The sequence below is a fragment of the Streptomyces sp. NPDC088400 genome (assembly GCF_044753355.1).
Lineage (GTDB): Bacteria > Actinomycetota > Actinomycetes > Streptomycetales > Streptomycetaceae > Streptomyces.
The window spans coordinates 25544-39326 of sequence record NZ_JBIVMZ010000015.1; the positions used below are offsets into that span (position 1 = coordinate 25544).

A 13783-nucleotide genomic window follows, 5' to 3' on the forward strand; every position below is an offset into this window, starting at 1 on the left:
ACGGCGGCCACCTGTCCGGTCGTCCGTTCCGCGAGCCTTCGCGCGATTCCTTCTGCCGCTGCCGCTGCCGCTGCCGTCGGCCGGTCGGGTCCGGCTGTGCGATCCGCCTTCCGTCCGGCTGCCAGGCCCGCCCTCCGCCCGGCCGTCCGGCCCGCTGTCCGTCGGGTCGTCGGGTCGGGTGTCCGTGGGAACGCGCCGGCGCCGGCCCCCGCCGCTGCCCGCCGTGTCCCGCGTTTTTTCGTCCATATGATCGTCAACGCCAACTCGCGCGACTCTGGTTCCCACCGGGCCGTACTCTGGTGGAGCTATGACTCAGAATTCCCAGCGCCCCCTCCGCGTGCTCGCCGCCATGTCCGGCGGCGTGGACTCCGCCGTCGCCGCCGCCCGAGCCGCGGAGGCGGGCCACGACGTGACCGGAGTGCACCTCGCGCTCTCCGCGAACCCGCAGTCCTTCCGTACGGGTGCGCGCGGTTGCTGCACCATCGAGGACTCCCGCGACGCGCGCCGTGCCGCCGATGTCATCGGCATCCCGTTCTACGTATGGGATCTCGCGGAACGTTTCCGCGAGGACGTGGTCGACGACTTCGTCGCGGAGTACGAGGCCGGCCGCACCCCGAACCCCTGCCTGCGCTGCAACGAGAAGATCAAGTTCGCCGCGCTGCTCGACAAGGCGCTCGCGCTCGGCTTCGACGCGGTCTGCACGGGCCATTACGCGACGGTCGTCACCGGCCGGGACGGCTCCCGCGAGCTGCACCGGGCGAGCGACATGGCCAAGGACCAGTCGTACGTCCTCGGAGTCCTGGACGAGCGCCAGCTCGCCCACGCCATGTTCCCGCTCGGTGACACCCTCACCACCAAGGACGAGATCCGCGCCGAGGCGGAGCGCCGGGGCCTGGCCGTGGCGAAGAAGCCCGACAGCCACGACATCTGCTTCATCGCGGACGGCGACACCCAGGGCTTCCTGGCCGACCGCCTCGGCCGGGCCGAGGGTGACATCGTCGACGAGTCCGGTACGAAGGTGGGCAGCCACGACGGCGCGTTCGGCTTCACCATCGGGCAGCGCAAGGGCCTGCGCATCGGCCACCCGGCCGCCGACGGCAAGCCGCGCTACGTCCTGGACATCTCGCCCGTCGACAACACCGTGACGGTCGGCCCGGCCGCCGCGCTGGACGTCACGGCCCTGACCGCAATCAAGCCCCGCTGGTGCGGCACCGCGCCCACCGGCCCCGGCGACTACACCGCCCAGCTGCGCGCCCATGGCGGCGAGACGACGGTGACGGCTGAGCTGACGGACGGCACGCTCCACGTCCGCTTCGACGAGCCGGTCCGTGGCGTGGCCCCGGGCCAGGCGATCGTGCTGTACGACGGCCCGCGCGTGGTCGGCTCGGCGACGATCGCGACGACGGAGCGGCGTACGGGAGCGCTCGCGCGCTGAGCCTGTCCGCCTGCCGTACTCGCCGAGCCCGCCTGCTGGATCCGCCGAGCTGACGGGCCGAGTTCGGCGTGTGCGTGCGTGCGGGCGGGTCGGCGGCGCCGTCAGAACCCCGGCACGACGTCCGGCCGCCCGGCCAGCGACCGGGCCAGCAACGGGGCGCCGACGGCCACCACGGCGACGAGTACGAGCACCGGCCCCGGCCCGAACGTCTCGAACACCCCGGCGGCGATGTCCCGCTCCGGAGTGGGGGACATACAGATCGCGACGCTCCTGTTCTCCTCCGCCGCGCATCCGAGCCGAACGCCTTGCAGGCGCGCCGCCCACGTCCACAGCAGCGCGAAGACCCATCCGCCCACCACGCACACCGAGGGCACGGCCAGCGCCAGGAACCGGGGCATGCGCTGCGCGCGAGGGTCGCGCCGGTACCAGACCGCTCCGAGCGCGGCGATCCAGCCGCAGAGCAGCAGCGTGCCGCAGAACAGCGCGGCCAGGAGCGACGGGGCGAGAGGAGCCCCGGCCTCGCTGAAGAGTGAGACCTCCGTGTAGAGCGCGATACGGGTGCCCGCCACCACGCCCACGGACAGGACGGCCGCGCTCACGGCGAGACGGACGGGGCCGGTCCCGCCCGCGTACCAGTGCTGGCGCCACACCCCGAAGGCCAGGAACAGCGTGAGCGCCGTCCCCACGACCACCCCGCAGAGGATGGGCGTGGCCCGCTGACTCTCCCCGTCGGTCATACGCCGCAGCATGTCCTGGAGCGTCTCGAACAGCACACCGGCGACCGTCGCCCCGAGGAACAGCCGCCCCGGCGAGGACGCCAGAATCCGGCCCGGCGCCTGCGCCACCCCCAGCCGCTCCGCGCCCAGCGGATGATGCCGCAGCCAGGCCCCGAGGCGCCCGCTGGCCGCGCCTGCCGTCCCCGCGCGCATCGCGGCGATCAGCGCGTCCCGGTCGGCTGTCCCGCCTCGCAGGTCGGCGTGGTGTTCGCGCAGGCGCAGGAAGGCGCGGGCGATCAACTCACCGAGCGTCATGAGAAGGAGAACCCGCAGTACGACGAGGAGGAGCGCGGTTCGCGAGATGAAGCCGTTGCCCAGGTCGAGCGTCAGGGCGAAGACCATGAAGAGGCCGGCGTACACGTTCGACCAGCGAAGCAGCGTCATCAGGAAGTACAGCGAGATGTCCTTGGCCTGGAGATGCGCGATCTCGTGCCGCACCACCACCTCGAACATCCTGCGCGATTCCCCGCCCTTGTCGTGGAGCGCCAGCAGTTCGGGTCCCAGTACGAGGCTGGGCCGCGCGGGCGGGCCCGCGACGTGGGCCCCCGACCGCAGCCGCCGCCCCACCAGCAGCTTCGGCGCGGGGCGCAGTCCCGCCCGGCCGACCAACTGCTGTACGGTCCGATGCGCTTCGTGGAACGGGGTTTCGTCCAGCGGTACGCACCGCCGGATCCGGAGCCGGGAGACGAGCGCGAACGCGACGAGGCCCGGGGCCACCACCTGGTTCAGGTTCGACAGGGTGCCGAAGACCTCACCGGTCCCGGCCGGGGTCCCGAGGCTCGCGAGCCAGTAGGCGAAGAAGAAGTCGTTGGTCAACACGCTCGCCGCCAGCAGGGCCAGCAGCAGCGAGAGTTCGGACGGGAAGGCGCGTACGTCGACGGGCGCGGTGCCCCTCCCGCTCGCCGCGTGCTCGCGCATGCCGCTCTCGCTCATGACCGTGGAGGCTCCCGTTCCTGTTCCTGCTGTTCCTGCTCCTCCTGTTGTTCCTGGGCGCCGCTCAGCAGAGCCAGTTCGCCGATGACGGCGTCCGCGAGTACCCCGGCCTGCTCGGGGGAAAGATTCAGGGCCAACGCCTTGGCCCTCACCGAGGCTCGCACGGTGGCGAGTTGATCGGCGTCCGGTGCCGTGACGACGGTCGCCCGGACGCCGCCGGACCTCCTGCGGAACCGGTTCAGGACGGCGCCGGTGAGTCTCGTACCCCTGCTGCTCAGCTCCGCCGCCGCGCCCTGCGCGAGCGCCGTGATCGCCCAGCCGCTGACCACCACGACCGTCGGGGTGAGCGCCCCGGCCAGGTCGAGGCCCGACGCCAGCGGCCCGCCCCAACTCGGCGCGGGCCTCTCCCCGTGGGTGGCATCGGCCAGATACGGCTGGGCGATGAGGTCGAACGACGCCGCTTCGTCAGGAGCGAGCCGGGCCACGACCCGGCGGGCCAACTGGTCGTGCGAGATGACGACCGGTTCGTCACTCATCGGCAACTCCTGGGAAGCGGCGGGGCGGTTGGAGCGCCCGGCGGACGCGGGAGGCGTAGGGCTCGGATCGTAGTGACGGAAGAGCTTGGCAGGTCCGGCTATCCGGTTACTTGCCCCAATTCGGCGATTCCTGACCGTCCGTGAGCGATCCTGATGCTCGCGAGGCGGCCCAGGCCGGAGGCTCACCGGCTCACCGGCTCACCGGCTCACCGGCTCACCGGCTCACCGGGTCAGCGGGTCAGCGGGTCAGCGGGTCAGCGGGTCAGCCGAGCTTGAGCAGGAGTTCGGTGAGCTCGACCGGCATGGTGACCATGCAATCGTGGCCGGTCGCCAGTTCCCACACCTGTGAGGGGGTTCCATTGGGCTGTATCGCGGGGACGGGGCGCCGGACAAAGCCTTCCGGCCGACCGACAACACATTCGATGTGCGTCCTGGGGATCGTGACCACGGCCGGGTTGTCCAGCCGGACCGGTTGCTGGAGGCAGCGCACCGACTGATCCGACAGCATCGTGCGCAGCCAGGCGACGTCCGCCGGGTCGGTCACCCCGAACAGCCCGACGGGCGGTGGCATTTCGGGCAGCGGCGGAACCCGCCAGCCGGTCTCGGACTTCGCGGCGCGGTCGATCAGGACCTGGGCTGTGGACATGACATCCGCCGCGCTCTCGCCGTCCTCCGGGACCATCGCGTCGAGGTAGACCAAATGTGCGATCCGATCCGGGACCTGGTTGGCCGCGGACGAGATGACGAGCCCGGCGTAGCTGTGTCCCACGAGTACGACTTCGGTGAGGTCTTCCTCCATGATCAGCCTGACGATGTCGTCGACGTGCGTGTCGAGCCCCACCTCGCGGCTGAGCAGATGTGCCTTGTCGCCGTGGCCGGTCAGTGACGGCGCGAGCACCCGATGCCCGGCCGACGCCAGCAACGGGACCACCCGCTCCCAGGCCTGTCCGCTGTGCCAGGCGCCGTGTACCAGTAGATATGTCGACATTGCTTTGCTCCTTGCTGCGCGTGTCCTGCTGTGCTTTCCGCGCTGACGGGAAGGTTGGGGGCCACCGGCCACGCTGGCGCGCGGGCTCCGCCCCAGCCAGGGCCCCCGCGATCCTGGGGGTGACAGGACCAGGCACGCGCGCGGCGGCGCTCATTACAGTCGAGAGATGACCGACCAACCGAACCTGCTGGGCGATTACGTTCGCGCCCGCCGCGAACTCGTCACCCCTGAGCAGGTCGGTATCCCCGTTCTGGGGGTACGGCGCGTGCCGGGTCTGCGCCGGGAGGAGGTCGCGATGCTCGCCGGCATCAGCGCCGACTACTACCTGCGCCTGGAACAAGGCCGCGACCGCAACCCCTCCGTGCAGGTCCTCGAATCTCTCGCCCGCGTGCTGCGGCTCGACGACGACGCGACGGCATATCTGCTGCGCCTCGGCGCCGGCGAACCCCGGCGGCGCCGGCGCCGGCCCAGGAAGGAGACCGTCCCTCCGGGCATCGCCAAGCTCGTCGCCACGCTCCCCCTCCCCGCGTGGGTCGAGGGCCGCTACTTGGACATCCTGGCCGCGAACGCCTTGGCGACCGCTCTGTCACCCCGCCTCGCGGTGGGGGCCAACCGTTTGCGGGACGCGTTCCTCGACCCCGCCGAGCGGGCCCTCCATCCGGACTGGGAGGACTCCATCGTGGGCCTGGTCGCCGGCTTCCGCGAGTCCGTCGGCACCGACACGGACGACCCGCGATTCATCGAGCTCGTCGGCGAACTCTCCCTCGCCAGCCCCCGCTTCAGCCAACTCTGGGCCCGCCACGACGTAGCTGCGTGCGAAGGCGAACCCAAGGACATCGACCACCCCCAGGTCGGTGACCTGCGGCTGAACTGGGAGAGGCTGGCCATCGGCGGCACGGCGGGCCAGATGCTCGTCATCTATCACCCGGACGCGGGCACGGACAACGCCGACAAGCTGGCACTCCTCGCCTCCGTCACGCAGACTCCGGTCGCCTCCGCCATGCAGACACCACCGGCCGCGCCTCAAGTCACAACAGCCGACGAACAGGTACGTGTGGATGCCAGTCGCGGTGAGTCCGCCCGCTGGCCGGTGGCCGACGGCGATCGATAGTCACATCGAGGAGAGGGCTACCTGCCAGGGCATCATGCGGGCGGAGGCGCGAACTCTCCCGACTTGAGGCCGTGTATGAGCGCCCGGAACATGGTCCGATTCGTGGCCACAACTCGATCCGGGCGCATGCTGTCGCGGAGTGCCACGGAATCGGCTCCGTTCGCCGCCACCTCAACGCAGTTGTTGCCGCCCCCTCCGCAAGCCGAAGCGCGCTGCCAGATGCCATCGGTCATATTCATTCCCTCTCACAAATCCTGTGCGATGGACCTGATGAGCTTCTGTGACTCGTCAGGCGAAAGTGCCGAACTTTCCATAAGGTCAAGCAGTGAACGATAGTTCGCCAGCGGCGTTGGAGCGTCCACGAAGTCGCCGCCGAGAGCCGTATCCAGTTGGACGGTATCCAACTGCGGAACTATTCCCTCGGTGTACAGAATCGATTGTCCGGCGCCGTGAAATGCGCCAGCGCTGAAGGGAATGACCAGTAGCGTCACATGAGGCCGGTCGGCTGCCTCGATCAAGTGGTGCAGCTGCTGACGGGCGACGTTGCGGCCTCCGAACTCCAAACGCAGCGCGGCCTCATGGATGATCCCGGTGTAGGGAGTCGGGGCATCTCCGTCCAGAATGGATTGACGGCCCATACGGTGCGCGACGCGCAGCTCCACTTCCAGACGTGGCAGCTTCGGGACGGCGAGGTCGAAGAGAGCCCGCGCGTGCTCCTCGGTTTGGAACAGACCGGGTAAATGCACCGTCTGTGCTGTTCTGATACGCGTGGCGTGGTACTCGATGTCCGAGATGTCGAGGAATCCGTTGGGTAGCTTGCCTCGATACTCAGCCCACCAGTGGTGGGTTCGGCGGTCTGCTGTCATGTCGGCCAGCGCATCGACGAGAGCGAGGTCCGGACACTTGTAGTAGCAGGCGATCTGGCGAACACGGTCCTCGCTCAGCCCCGTACGGCCAGCCTCGATATTGGAGATCATCGATCGGTCCGCGCCCAGCATGGCGGCCGCGCCTTGGATCGAAACCCCTGCCTGCTCGCGCAGACGGCGCATTTCGCTAGCCAGGCGTCGCTGGCGACCTGTGGGGGCGCTTCGTTGAGTCATCTGTCCTCATCTCCTGCGTGAACAGTCTGACAGCGACGACATCTCCGATCTAGTGAGTGAGAATAACGTTCACTCGTTCGTGAATCTGGGCTCATATGTGAGCTGTGATGCTCTAACTTATGAACCGTTCCATTCTCTGCTGCGTCAGCGGAAGCGCACCGGTTGCCCCTGCCCGCCCGGGGCGGCAGGACCGCCACCGGCACTGCCACCACCGACGTCATCCCGAGTGCGCACCACCAAGTGGTCAACTCCACCCGCCCACACCACGTCACGCACACGCACCCCAGGAGGTGCCTCGTGAGCACAACGCCCCAACCGAATCCCGCCGTTATCCCCGATCTCGCTCCCGACGTGAACGCGCACCCCGCCCCCACCCCGTTCACGGACCCGTGGCAGTACGAACTCCACTTCCCGCGCGCCCCTCGCGTCGCCCGCACCACCCTGCGGGCCGTCCTCGCCGCACACGGGCAGGCCGAACTCGCCTACCGAGCCGAGCTGTTGGCGTCCGAGCTGACGACCAACTCCGTACGCCACACCAAGGGGCCGGCCTCCATCCGGCTTCACTGGCTGTTCCCCGTACTCCGCGTCAGCGTCTGGGACATGAGCCCCGATCTGCCCGAGCCCCGCCATCTCCGGCAGATGCGTCAGGACGCCGACTCCGGGCGCGGGCTGGTGATCCTCGATCTCGGCGCCGACCGGTGGGGCGGTTGCGCCATAGGGGAGGGGCCGTACGGACCGGGCGGCAAGACCATCTGGTTCGAACTCGCCCTGGGCGGAGGGCCGCCGTCCGGTGACGGTTCCGGCTCCGGGCCCGGCGCGGCGTCCGCGCTCGCCGCCTGACCCGTACCCGGCCGTCGCTCGCCGCCCGACCCCGCCCCCTCGGACCTCGGACTCACGCCGCGAAGAACTCCTCCAGCACCGGCGCCAGCACCTGCGGCGTCACCTCGTGCGTCTGGCCCGTCAACGTGCGGTGGCGGCCGCGTGGGAGGGCCGTGGCCACCGCCTTCGCCGCCTTCCTCAGCGGCGCGGGGCTGCAACCGCCCTCCGTGATCATCGCCCTCGCCCTTATCGTCGCCAGCCGCTCCGTGGGGACCAGGCCCGATCCCATGACCGCGTTGTCGTACGCGAGCGTGTGGGCCAGCGCCGCCAGGCCCGGCCACGTCGGCGCCCGTCGCATCCCCGCGATCGACTCGGGCGGCGTCTCCGACACCGACAGGTACAGCTCGACCGCGTCGTCCCGCCGCCCCCGCGCCAGCAGGTAGGTCAGCCGCTCCGTGTATTCCGCGCTCTCCGGGAGGACCGCCGGATCGGTGACGTACGGGGGCTCGTACAGGGCGAGTTGAGTGATCGGCAGCCCGGCGGTCGCCGCCTCCAGCACCAGGGCCGCGCCCGACGAGATGCCGTAGAGGGAGGCGCTGCCGCCCACTTCCGCGATCAGGGCCGCCAGGTCCTCGACCTCTCGTCGCACCAGGTACGGGGCGGTGTCACCGCTGGCGCCGCGCCCGCGCCGGTCGTAGGTGATCACTTCGAAGCGCGGCGCGAGTAACTCTGCCAGCGGAGCCTCCGACTCCGCCGTGCTGAACGCGCCGCCCACCAGAATCACCGGGCGTCCGTTCCCCGACCGCCGGTAGGCGATCGGGGTGCCGTCGGCGGAATTCACTTTGCACACGTTGTCCATGCTGAGGTAGACCGGCGCCTTCGCCGCAACTCATCGCTCTCCGGCGGAAGTTTTTCTCAGTCGCCGACGACCTCCGTGTCGTAGAAGCAGAAGTGCCCCTTGACCTGGCCGACTTCGGATTTGGGCTCGGGGTAGGCCCAGACCAGATCCGGGGCGTCGGGCAGCGACCAGTAGGAAGCGTCCCCCTTGAACGGGCAGTGGGTGCTGCTCTCGGAGGGTGTCAGCAGATCGGTGCGTACGTCCTCGGGCGGCAGGTAGTAGCGGACGGGACAGCCCGTCTCGCGCAGCAGAAGCGGGGTGCGGCTGTCCGCCAGGACCTGCCCGTCGCGTACGACGCGTACATGCTCCGTGCCCTGCTCGACCGTGATGCGGTGTCCGGTGGCCATGGTCACTCGTCCTTTCGGAAGTCTCTTCTCGCGTACGTCATCACGTACTCAAGTGCCCTATACCGTTCAGCACCGATCCGCCACGCCGTCTTCCCGCTTCCGCTCCCGCCCGTACCGTTGACCCATGGATATCTGCGTCTTCCTCTCCGCCGCCGACCTCGACGAGCGCTACACCCGCCCCGCCCGCGAATTCGCGGAGCTGCTCGGCAAGGGCGGCCACACCCTCGTGTGGGGCGGGTCCGACAGCGGGCTGATGAAGGTCGTCGCCGACGGCGTGCAGCAGGCCGGCGGGCGGCTGGTCGGGGTCTCGGTGGAATTCCTCGGCGCCGTGGCCCGGCCGAACGCCGACGAGATGGTGGTCGCCAAGGACCTCGCCGAGCGCAAGGCGCTGCTGCTCGCCAAGTCCGACGCCGTCGTGATCATGGTCGGTGGTACGGGGACGCTGGACGAGGCCACCGAGATCCTGGAGCTCAAGAAGCACGCCCTGCACGCCAAGCCCGTGGTGCTGCTGAACACGGCGGGTTTCTACGACGGGCTGAAGCAGCAGTTCCAGCGGATGGAGAGCGAGGGCTTCCTGCCGCTGCCGCTCACCGACCTGGTCTTCTTCGCGGAGGACGGCGTGGGCGCCCTCGCCTACCTGGAGGAGTCCGTGGGCGCGCGGTGATCAGTGCACGGTGATCACCGCGCGACCGCACGTGCGGTGACCGGCATGCGGTGAAGCGATGCCCGGTGACCGGTGTGCGGTCGCCGCTCTGCGGTGATGCGACCATGACCGCATGGCTACCCATCTGATCACCGGTGCCGGCTCCGGCATCGGCGCCGCTGTCGCGCGCCGGCTGCACGAACGCGGCGACGACCTGCTGCTCTTCGCCCGCGACGCCGGCCGCGCCAAGGAGCTCGGCGCCGGCTTTCCCGGCGCCCGTACTCTCGTCGGCGACCTCGGCAACCCCGACCGGCTGTCCTGGGCGCTGTCCCACCAGTCCCTCCCGGACCGGCTCGACTCCGTCCTGCACATCGCGGGCGTGGTCGACCTGGGGCTGATCGGGGAGCTGACTCCCAAGGCCTGGCACAGCCAGCTCAATGTGAACCTGATCGCCCCGGCCGAACTGACCCGGCTCGTCCTGCCCCAACTGCGCGTCGCCGGCGGGCAAGTGATCTTCGTCAACTCGGGCGCCGGGCTCAACGCCAATGCCCAGTGGGGCGCGTACGCCGCGTCCAAGCACGGCCTCAAGGCCCTGGCCGACGCGCTGCGCCAGGAGGAGAAGCCCAATGGCGTCCGGGTGACCTCCGTCTATCCGGGCCGTACGGCGAGCCCCATGCAGGTCAAGGTGCACCAGCAGGAGGGCAAGGAGTACGACGCGTCCCGCTGGATCGATCCCGAGTCGGTGGCGACGGCGATCCTCACGGCGCTCGACCTGCCCCGCGACGCGCAGATCGACGACATGACCGTACGGCCGGGCCGATGAGCGACGACCGGACCGGGGACGACGACCGGACCAGCGACCACGGGACCGAGGACGGCGGCCGGGCCATGCACGAGGACCTGACCAGGGACAACGGCAGCGCGCGCCCCGTCTGGGGCCCCGCCACCGGCGTCGGCTCCATGCCCGGCGGCGACGCCCGTGAGACCGCACGTGCCGTTACCGGGACCTTCGAGGACTTCCCGTATCTGCCGGAACTGCCCGCGCGTGGCCCCGGCGCCGACATGATCGGCCGGACCGCCGGGCTGCTGGTCGAGGTCTACGCGCGCGTGGAGCCCAGCGGCTGGCGGATCGGTGACCGTCCCGGACGCGACACCAAGCGGGCCCGGTCCTGGCTGGGGGAGGACCTCGACGCGCTGGAGGAGTTCACCCAGGGGTACGAGGGCCCGCTCAAGATCCAGGCCGTCGGGCCGTGGACCCTGGCCGCCGCGCTGGAGCTGCGCAACGGCGAGTCGGCGCTGAGTGATCCCGGAGCCTGCCGGGATCTGACCGCGTCGCTGGTGGAGGGGCTGACCGCGCACCTCGCGGAGGTACGGCGCCGGGTGCCCGGCGCCGTACCGGTCCTCCAGCTCGACGAGCCGTCCCTCACCGCCGTACTGCGCGGACACATCAAGTCGGCCAGCGGCTACCGCACGCACCGCGCGGTGGACCGACAGGTCGTGGAGAGCGCGCTGCGGGACGTGACCGCGCTGAGCGAGGGGACGGCGGTCGTGCACTCCTGCGCGCCCGACGTGCCGTTCGCGCTGCTGAGGCGGGCGGGCGCGGCAGCGATTTCGTTCGATTTCGGTCTGCTCACCGAGCGTGACGAGGAGACGATCGGCGAGGCGGTGGAGGGCGGTACGAAACTGTTCGCCGGAATCGTGCCGGGCACTGACGGCCCATTGTCAGACCCTGCCGGTAGCGTCATGGGTGTCAGGACGCTGTGGCGCAGGCTGGGGCTCAATCCGGGGACTCTGGCCGAGTCCTTGGTGCTCACGCCGTCGTGCGGGCTCGCGGGTGCTTCACCCGCCTACGCGCACGCCGCACTGGCGCACTGCGTCAGGGCCGCGAGATCCCTCGCGGACAACCCTGAGTGACGATCCCGGGTTCCGGGTCGGCGACGAGTCGGATGAGGGGCCGGTGACGGGTCATGGTGAATCGGGAGGACGTAACGGTGGCTGGTGAACAGCGGACGGTGGTGCCCGCGGAGGCGCGGGAGCGGCACGCCCAACTCGCCGAGCGGATCGAGGAGCACCGCTTCAGGTATTACGTGAAGGACCAGCCCGTCGTCAGTGACGCCGAGTTCGACACGCTGCTGCGGTCGCTGGAGGCGCTGGAGGAGGAGTATTCGGAGCTGCGTACGCCCGATTCGCCGACCCAGAAGGTCGCGGGGGCATACGAGACGGAGTTCACGGCGGTCCAGCACCGCGAGCGGATGCTGTCTCTGGACAACGCGTTCGACGACGAGGAGCTGGCCTCCTGGGCCGACCGCGTCGCCAAGGAGGTGGGAGCCCCCGGCTATCACTTCCTGTGCGAGCTGAAGGTCGACGGACTCGCCGTCAATCTCACCTACGCGCATGGCAGGCTGACCCGCGCGGCCACCCGCGGCGACGGCCGTACGGGCGAGGACATCACGCCCAACGTCCGTACGATCGCCGAGATCCCGCACCGGCTGGAGGGGGAGCACATCCCCGACCTGGTGGAGATCCGCGGTGAGGTCTACTTCCCGATGGAGGCCTTCCAGGAGCTGAACGCACGTCTGGTGGAAGCCGGTGACAAGCCGTTCGCCAACCCGCGCAACGCGGCGGCGGGTTCACTGCGCCAGAAGGATCCCAAGATCACCGCGACCCGCCCGCTGCACATGGTGGTGCACGGCATCGGGGCCCGTGAGGGCTTCGACATCGACTGCCTCTCGCACGCGTACGACCTGCTGCGCGCCTGGGGCCTGCCGACCGCCCAGCACAACAAGGTGGTCGAAGGCATCGAGGGCGTCCGGGAGTTCATCGCGTACTTCGGCGAGAACCGCCACTCGGTGGAGCACGAGATCGACGGCGTGGTCGTCAAGCTCGACGAGATCCCGCTCCAGGGCCGGCTGGGCTCGACCTCGCGCGCCCCGCGCTGGGCCATCGCCTGGAAGTACGCGCCGGAGGAGGTCAACTCCAAGCTGGTGAACATCCGGGTGGGCGTCGGCCGTACCGGGCGCGTCACGCCGTACGCGCAGGTCGAGCCCGTCACGGTCGCCGGATCCGAGGTGGAGTTCGCCACGCTGCACAACCAGGACGTGGTGAAGGCCAAGGGCGTGTGGATCGGTGACACGGTCGTGCTGCGCAAGGCCGGTGACGTCATCCCGGAGATCCTCGGCCCGGTGGTGGACCTGCGGCCCGAGGACGCGTACGAATTCGAGATGCCGGCCGCGTGTCCCGAGTGCGGTACGGCGCTGCGGGCCATGAAGGAGGGCGACATCGACCTCCGCTGCCCCAACGCCCGCACCTGCCCGGCACAGTTGAGAGAGAGACTCTTCTATCTCGCGGGCCGCAAATGCCTGGACATCGAGAACTTCGGCTATGTGGCCGCCGCCGCGCTCACCAAGCCGCTGGAGCCGGACACGCCTCCGCTGCTGGACGAGGGCGATCTCTTCGATCTGACGATGGAGCAGCTGCTGCCCATCAGGGCGTATGTCCTCGACTCGGACAGCGGGCTGCCCAAGCGGGATCCCGAGACCGGCGAGGAGAAGATCGCCACGGTCTTCGCCAACCAGGAGGGTGAGCCGAGGAAGAACGCGCTGGCGATGCTGGAGCACATCGCGGCGGCCAAGGAGCGCCCGCTGGCCCGGATCATCGCCGGGCTCTCCATCCGCCATGTGGGGCCGGTCGCGTCCGAGGCGCTGGCCAGGGAGTTCCGCTCGATCGAGCGGATCGAGCAGGCCACGGAGGGGGAGCTGGCGGCCGTCGAGGGCGTCGGGCCGATCATCGCCGCCTCCCTCACCCGGTGGTTCGAGGTGGACTGGCACCGCGAGATCCTGCGCAAGTGGCGCGCGGCCGGAGTCCGGATGGAAGAGGAGGGCGCCGGCGAGGACGAAGGGCCGCGTCCGCTGGCGGGTCTCACGGTCGTGGTCACCGGAACGCTGGAGCGGCACACGCGAGATGGCGCGAAAGAGGCGCTCCAGACCCTCGGTGCGAAGGTGGCCGGCTCGGTCTCGAAGAAGACCGCGTTCGTGGTGGTCGGTGAGAACCCGGGTTCGAAGTACGACAAGGCGATGCAGCTGAAGGTGCCCGTCCTGGACGAACAGGGCTTCACCGTCCTGCTGGAGCAGGGTCCTGACGCGGCGAAGGACGTCGCGCTCACTCCTGAGGAGTAGCGGAGAAGCGGCGCGACGCGCC

The 13783-nt window shown here is 70.0% G+C and carries 14 protein-coding genes; 7 read left to right on the top strand and 7 right to left on the bottom strand.

Features of this window, described 5'->3' with window-relative positions:
- The first annotated feature begins 307 nt into the window (after nucleotides 1-307).
- Nucleotides 308-1435: a tRNA 2-thiouridine(34) synthase MnmA gene (gene mnmA, locus ACIQD6_RS30125; protein WP_401888477.1), complete on the top strand. Its 1128-nt coding sequence runs from the start codon at nucleotides 308-310 to the stop codon at nucleotides 1433-1435.
- A 101-nt stretch (nucleotides 1436-1536) separates the two neighbouring features.
- Here the strand turns inward: mnmA and ACIQD6_RS30130 are convergent, their stop codons facing one another.
- The 3 genes from ACIQD6_RS30130 to ACIQD6_RS30140 form a co-directional block, all read right to left on the bottom strand.
- A complete protein-coding gene (locus tag ACIQD6_RS30130) occupies nucleotides 1537-3144 on the bottom strand; it encodes a M48 family metalloprotease (protein ID WP_401888480.1) in 1608 nt (535 codons plus the stop codon).
- Nucleotides 3141-3680: a hypothetical protein gene (locus ACIQD6_RS30135; RefSeq protein ID WP_401888483.1), complete on the bottom strand. Its 540-nt coding sequence runs from the start codon at nucleotides 3678-3680 to the stop codon at nucleotides 3141-3143. Before ACIQD6_RS30135 ends, ACIQD6_RS30130 begins: the two co-directional genes overlap by 4 nt.
- A gap of 262 nt (nucleotides 3681-3942) precedes the next feature.
- Nucleotides 3943-4668, bottom strand: a complete 726-nt coding sequence (locus ACIQD6_RS30140) for an alpha/beta fold hydrolase (RefSeq protein WP_401888484.1) — start codon at nucleotides 4666-4668, stop codon at nucleotides 3943-3945.
- Between the two features lie 166 nt (nucleotides 4669-4834).
- On the opposite strand from ACIQD6_RS30140, the gene ACIQD6_RS30145 reads away from it, so the two are divergent.
- On the top strand, nucleotides 4835-5779 hold the full coding sequence (locus tag ACIQD6_RS30145) for a helix-turn-helix domain-containing protein (RefSeq protein WP_401888486.1): 945 nt from the start codon (nucleotides 4835-4837) through the stop codon (nucleotides 5777-5779).
- Between the two features lie 32 nt (nucleotides 5780-5811).
- Here ACIQD6_RS30145 and ACIQD6_RS30150 read toward each other — a convergent pair whose 3' ends face one another.
- On the bottom strand, nucleotides 5812-6018 hold the full coding sequence (locus tag ACIQD6_RS30150; protein ID WP_401888489.1) for a DUF397 domain-containing protein: 207 nt from the start codon (nucleotides 6016-6018) through the stop codon (nucleotides 5812-5814).
- A 6-nt stretch (nucleotides 6019-6024) separates the two neighbouring features.
- Nucleotides 6025-6879 carry a helix-turn-helix domain-containing protein gene (locus tag ACIQD6_RS30155; protein ID WP_401888492.1) on the bottom strand — a complete coding sequence of 285 codons (855 nt, stop codon included), beginning with the start codon at nucleotides 6877-6879 and terminating at the stop codon, nucleotides 6025-6027.
- A gap of 297 nt (nucleotides 6880-7176) precedes the next feature.
- Here ACIQD6_RS30155 and ACIQD6_RS30160 point away from each other — a divergent pair, with 297 nt between their 5' ends.
- Nucleotides 7177-7719, top strand: coding sequence for an ATP-binding protein (locus ACIQD6_RS30160; RefSeq protein ID WP_401888494.1), 543 nt, complete (start codon nucleotides 7177-7179; stop codon nucleotides 7717-7719).
- Nucleotides 7720-7771: 52 nt separating this feature from the next.
- Here ACIQD6_RS30160 and ACIQD6_RS30165 read toward each other — a convergent pair whose 3' ends face one another.
- Entirely contained in the window at nucleotides 7772-8548 is a 777-nt protein-coding gene (locus tag ACIQD6_RS30165) for an alpha/beta fold hydrolase (protein ID WP_401888497.1), read from the bottom strand.
- A 65-nt stretch (nucleotides 8549-8613) separates the two neighbouring features.
- Nucleotides 8614-8949, bottom strand: a complete 336-nt coding sequence (locus ACIQD6_RS30170; protein WP_401888500.1) for a DUF427 domain-containing protein — start codon at nucleotides 8947-8949, stop codon at nucleotides 8614-8616.
- A 118-nt stretch (nucleotides 8950-9067) separates the two neighbouring features.
- Here ACIQD6_RS30170 and ACIQD6_RS30175 point away from each other — a divergent pair, with 118 nt between their 5' ends.
- The 4 genes from ACIQD6_RS30175 to ligA all read left to right on the top strand — a co-directional run bounded on the left by ACIQD6_RS30175 (nucleotide 9068) and on the right by ligA (nucleotide 13761).
- Entirely contained in the window at nucleotides 9068-9607 is a 540-nt protein-coding gene (locus ACIQD6_RS30175) for a TIGR00730 family Rossman fold protein (protein ID WP_401888503.1), read from the top strand.
- Nucleotides 9608-9719: 112 nt separating this feature from the next.
- The gene (locus tag ACIQD6_RS30180; RefSeq protein ID WP_401888505.1) at nucleotides 9720-10409 is read left to right on the top strand and encodes an SDR family oxidoreductase; all 690 of its coding nucleotides are present in this window, start codon (nucleotides 9720-9722) and stop codon (nucleotides 10407-10409) included.
- Between the two features lie 65 nt (nucleotides 10410-10474).
- A complete protein-coding gene (locus tag ACIQD6_RS30185) occupies nucleotides 10475-11500 on the top strand; it encodes a methionine synthase (RefSeq protein WP_401888846.1) in 1026 nt (341 codons plus the stop codon).
- A gap of 53 nt (nucleotides 11501-11553) precedes the next feature.
- Nucleotides 11554-13761 (top strand): NAD-dependent DNA ligase LigA, encoded by a 2208-nt coding sequence (gene ligA, locus ACIQD6_RS30190; RefSeq protein WP_401888507.1) that lies wholly within the window; start codon nucleotides 11554-11556, stop codon nucleotides 13759-13761.
- Nucleotides 13762-13783 lie beyond the last annotated feature (22 nt).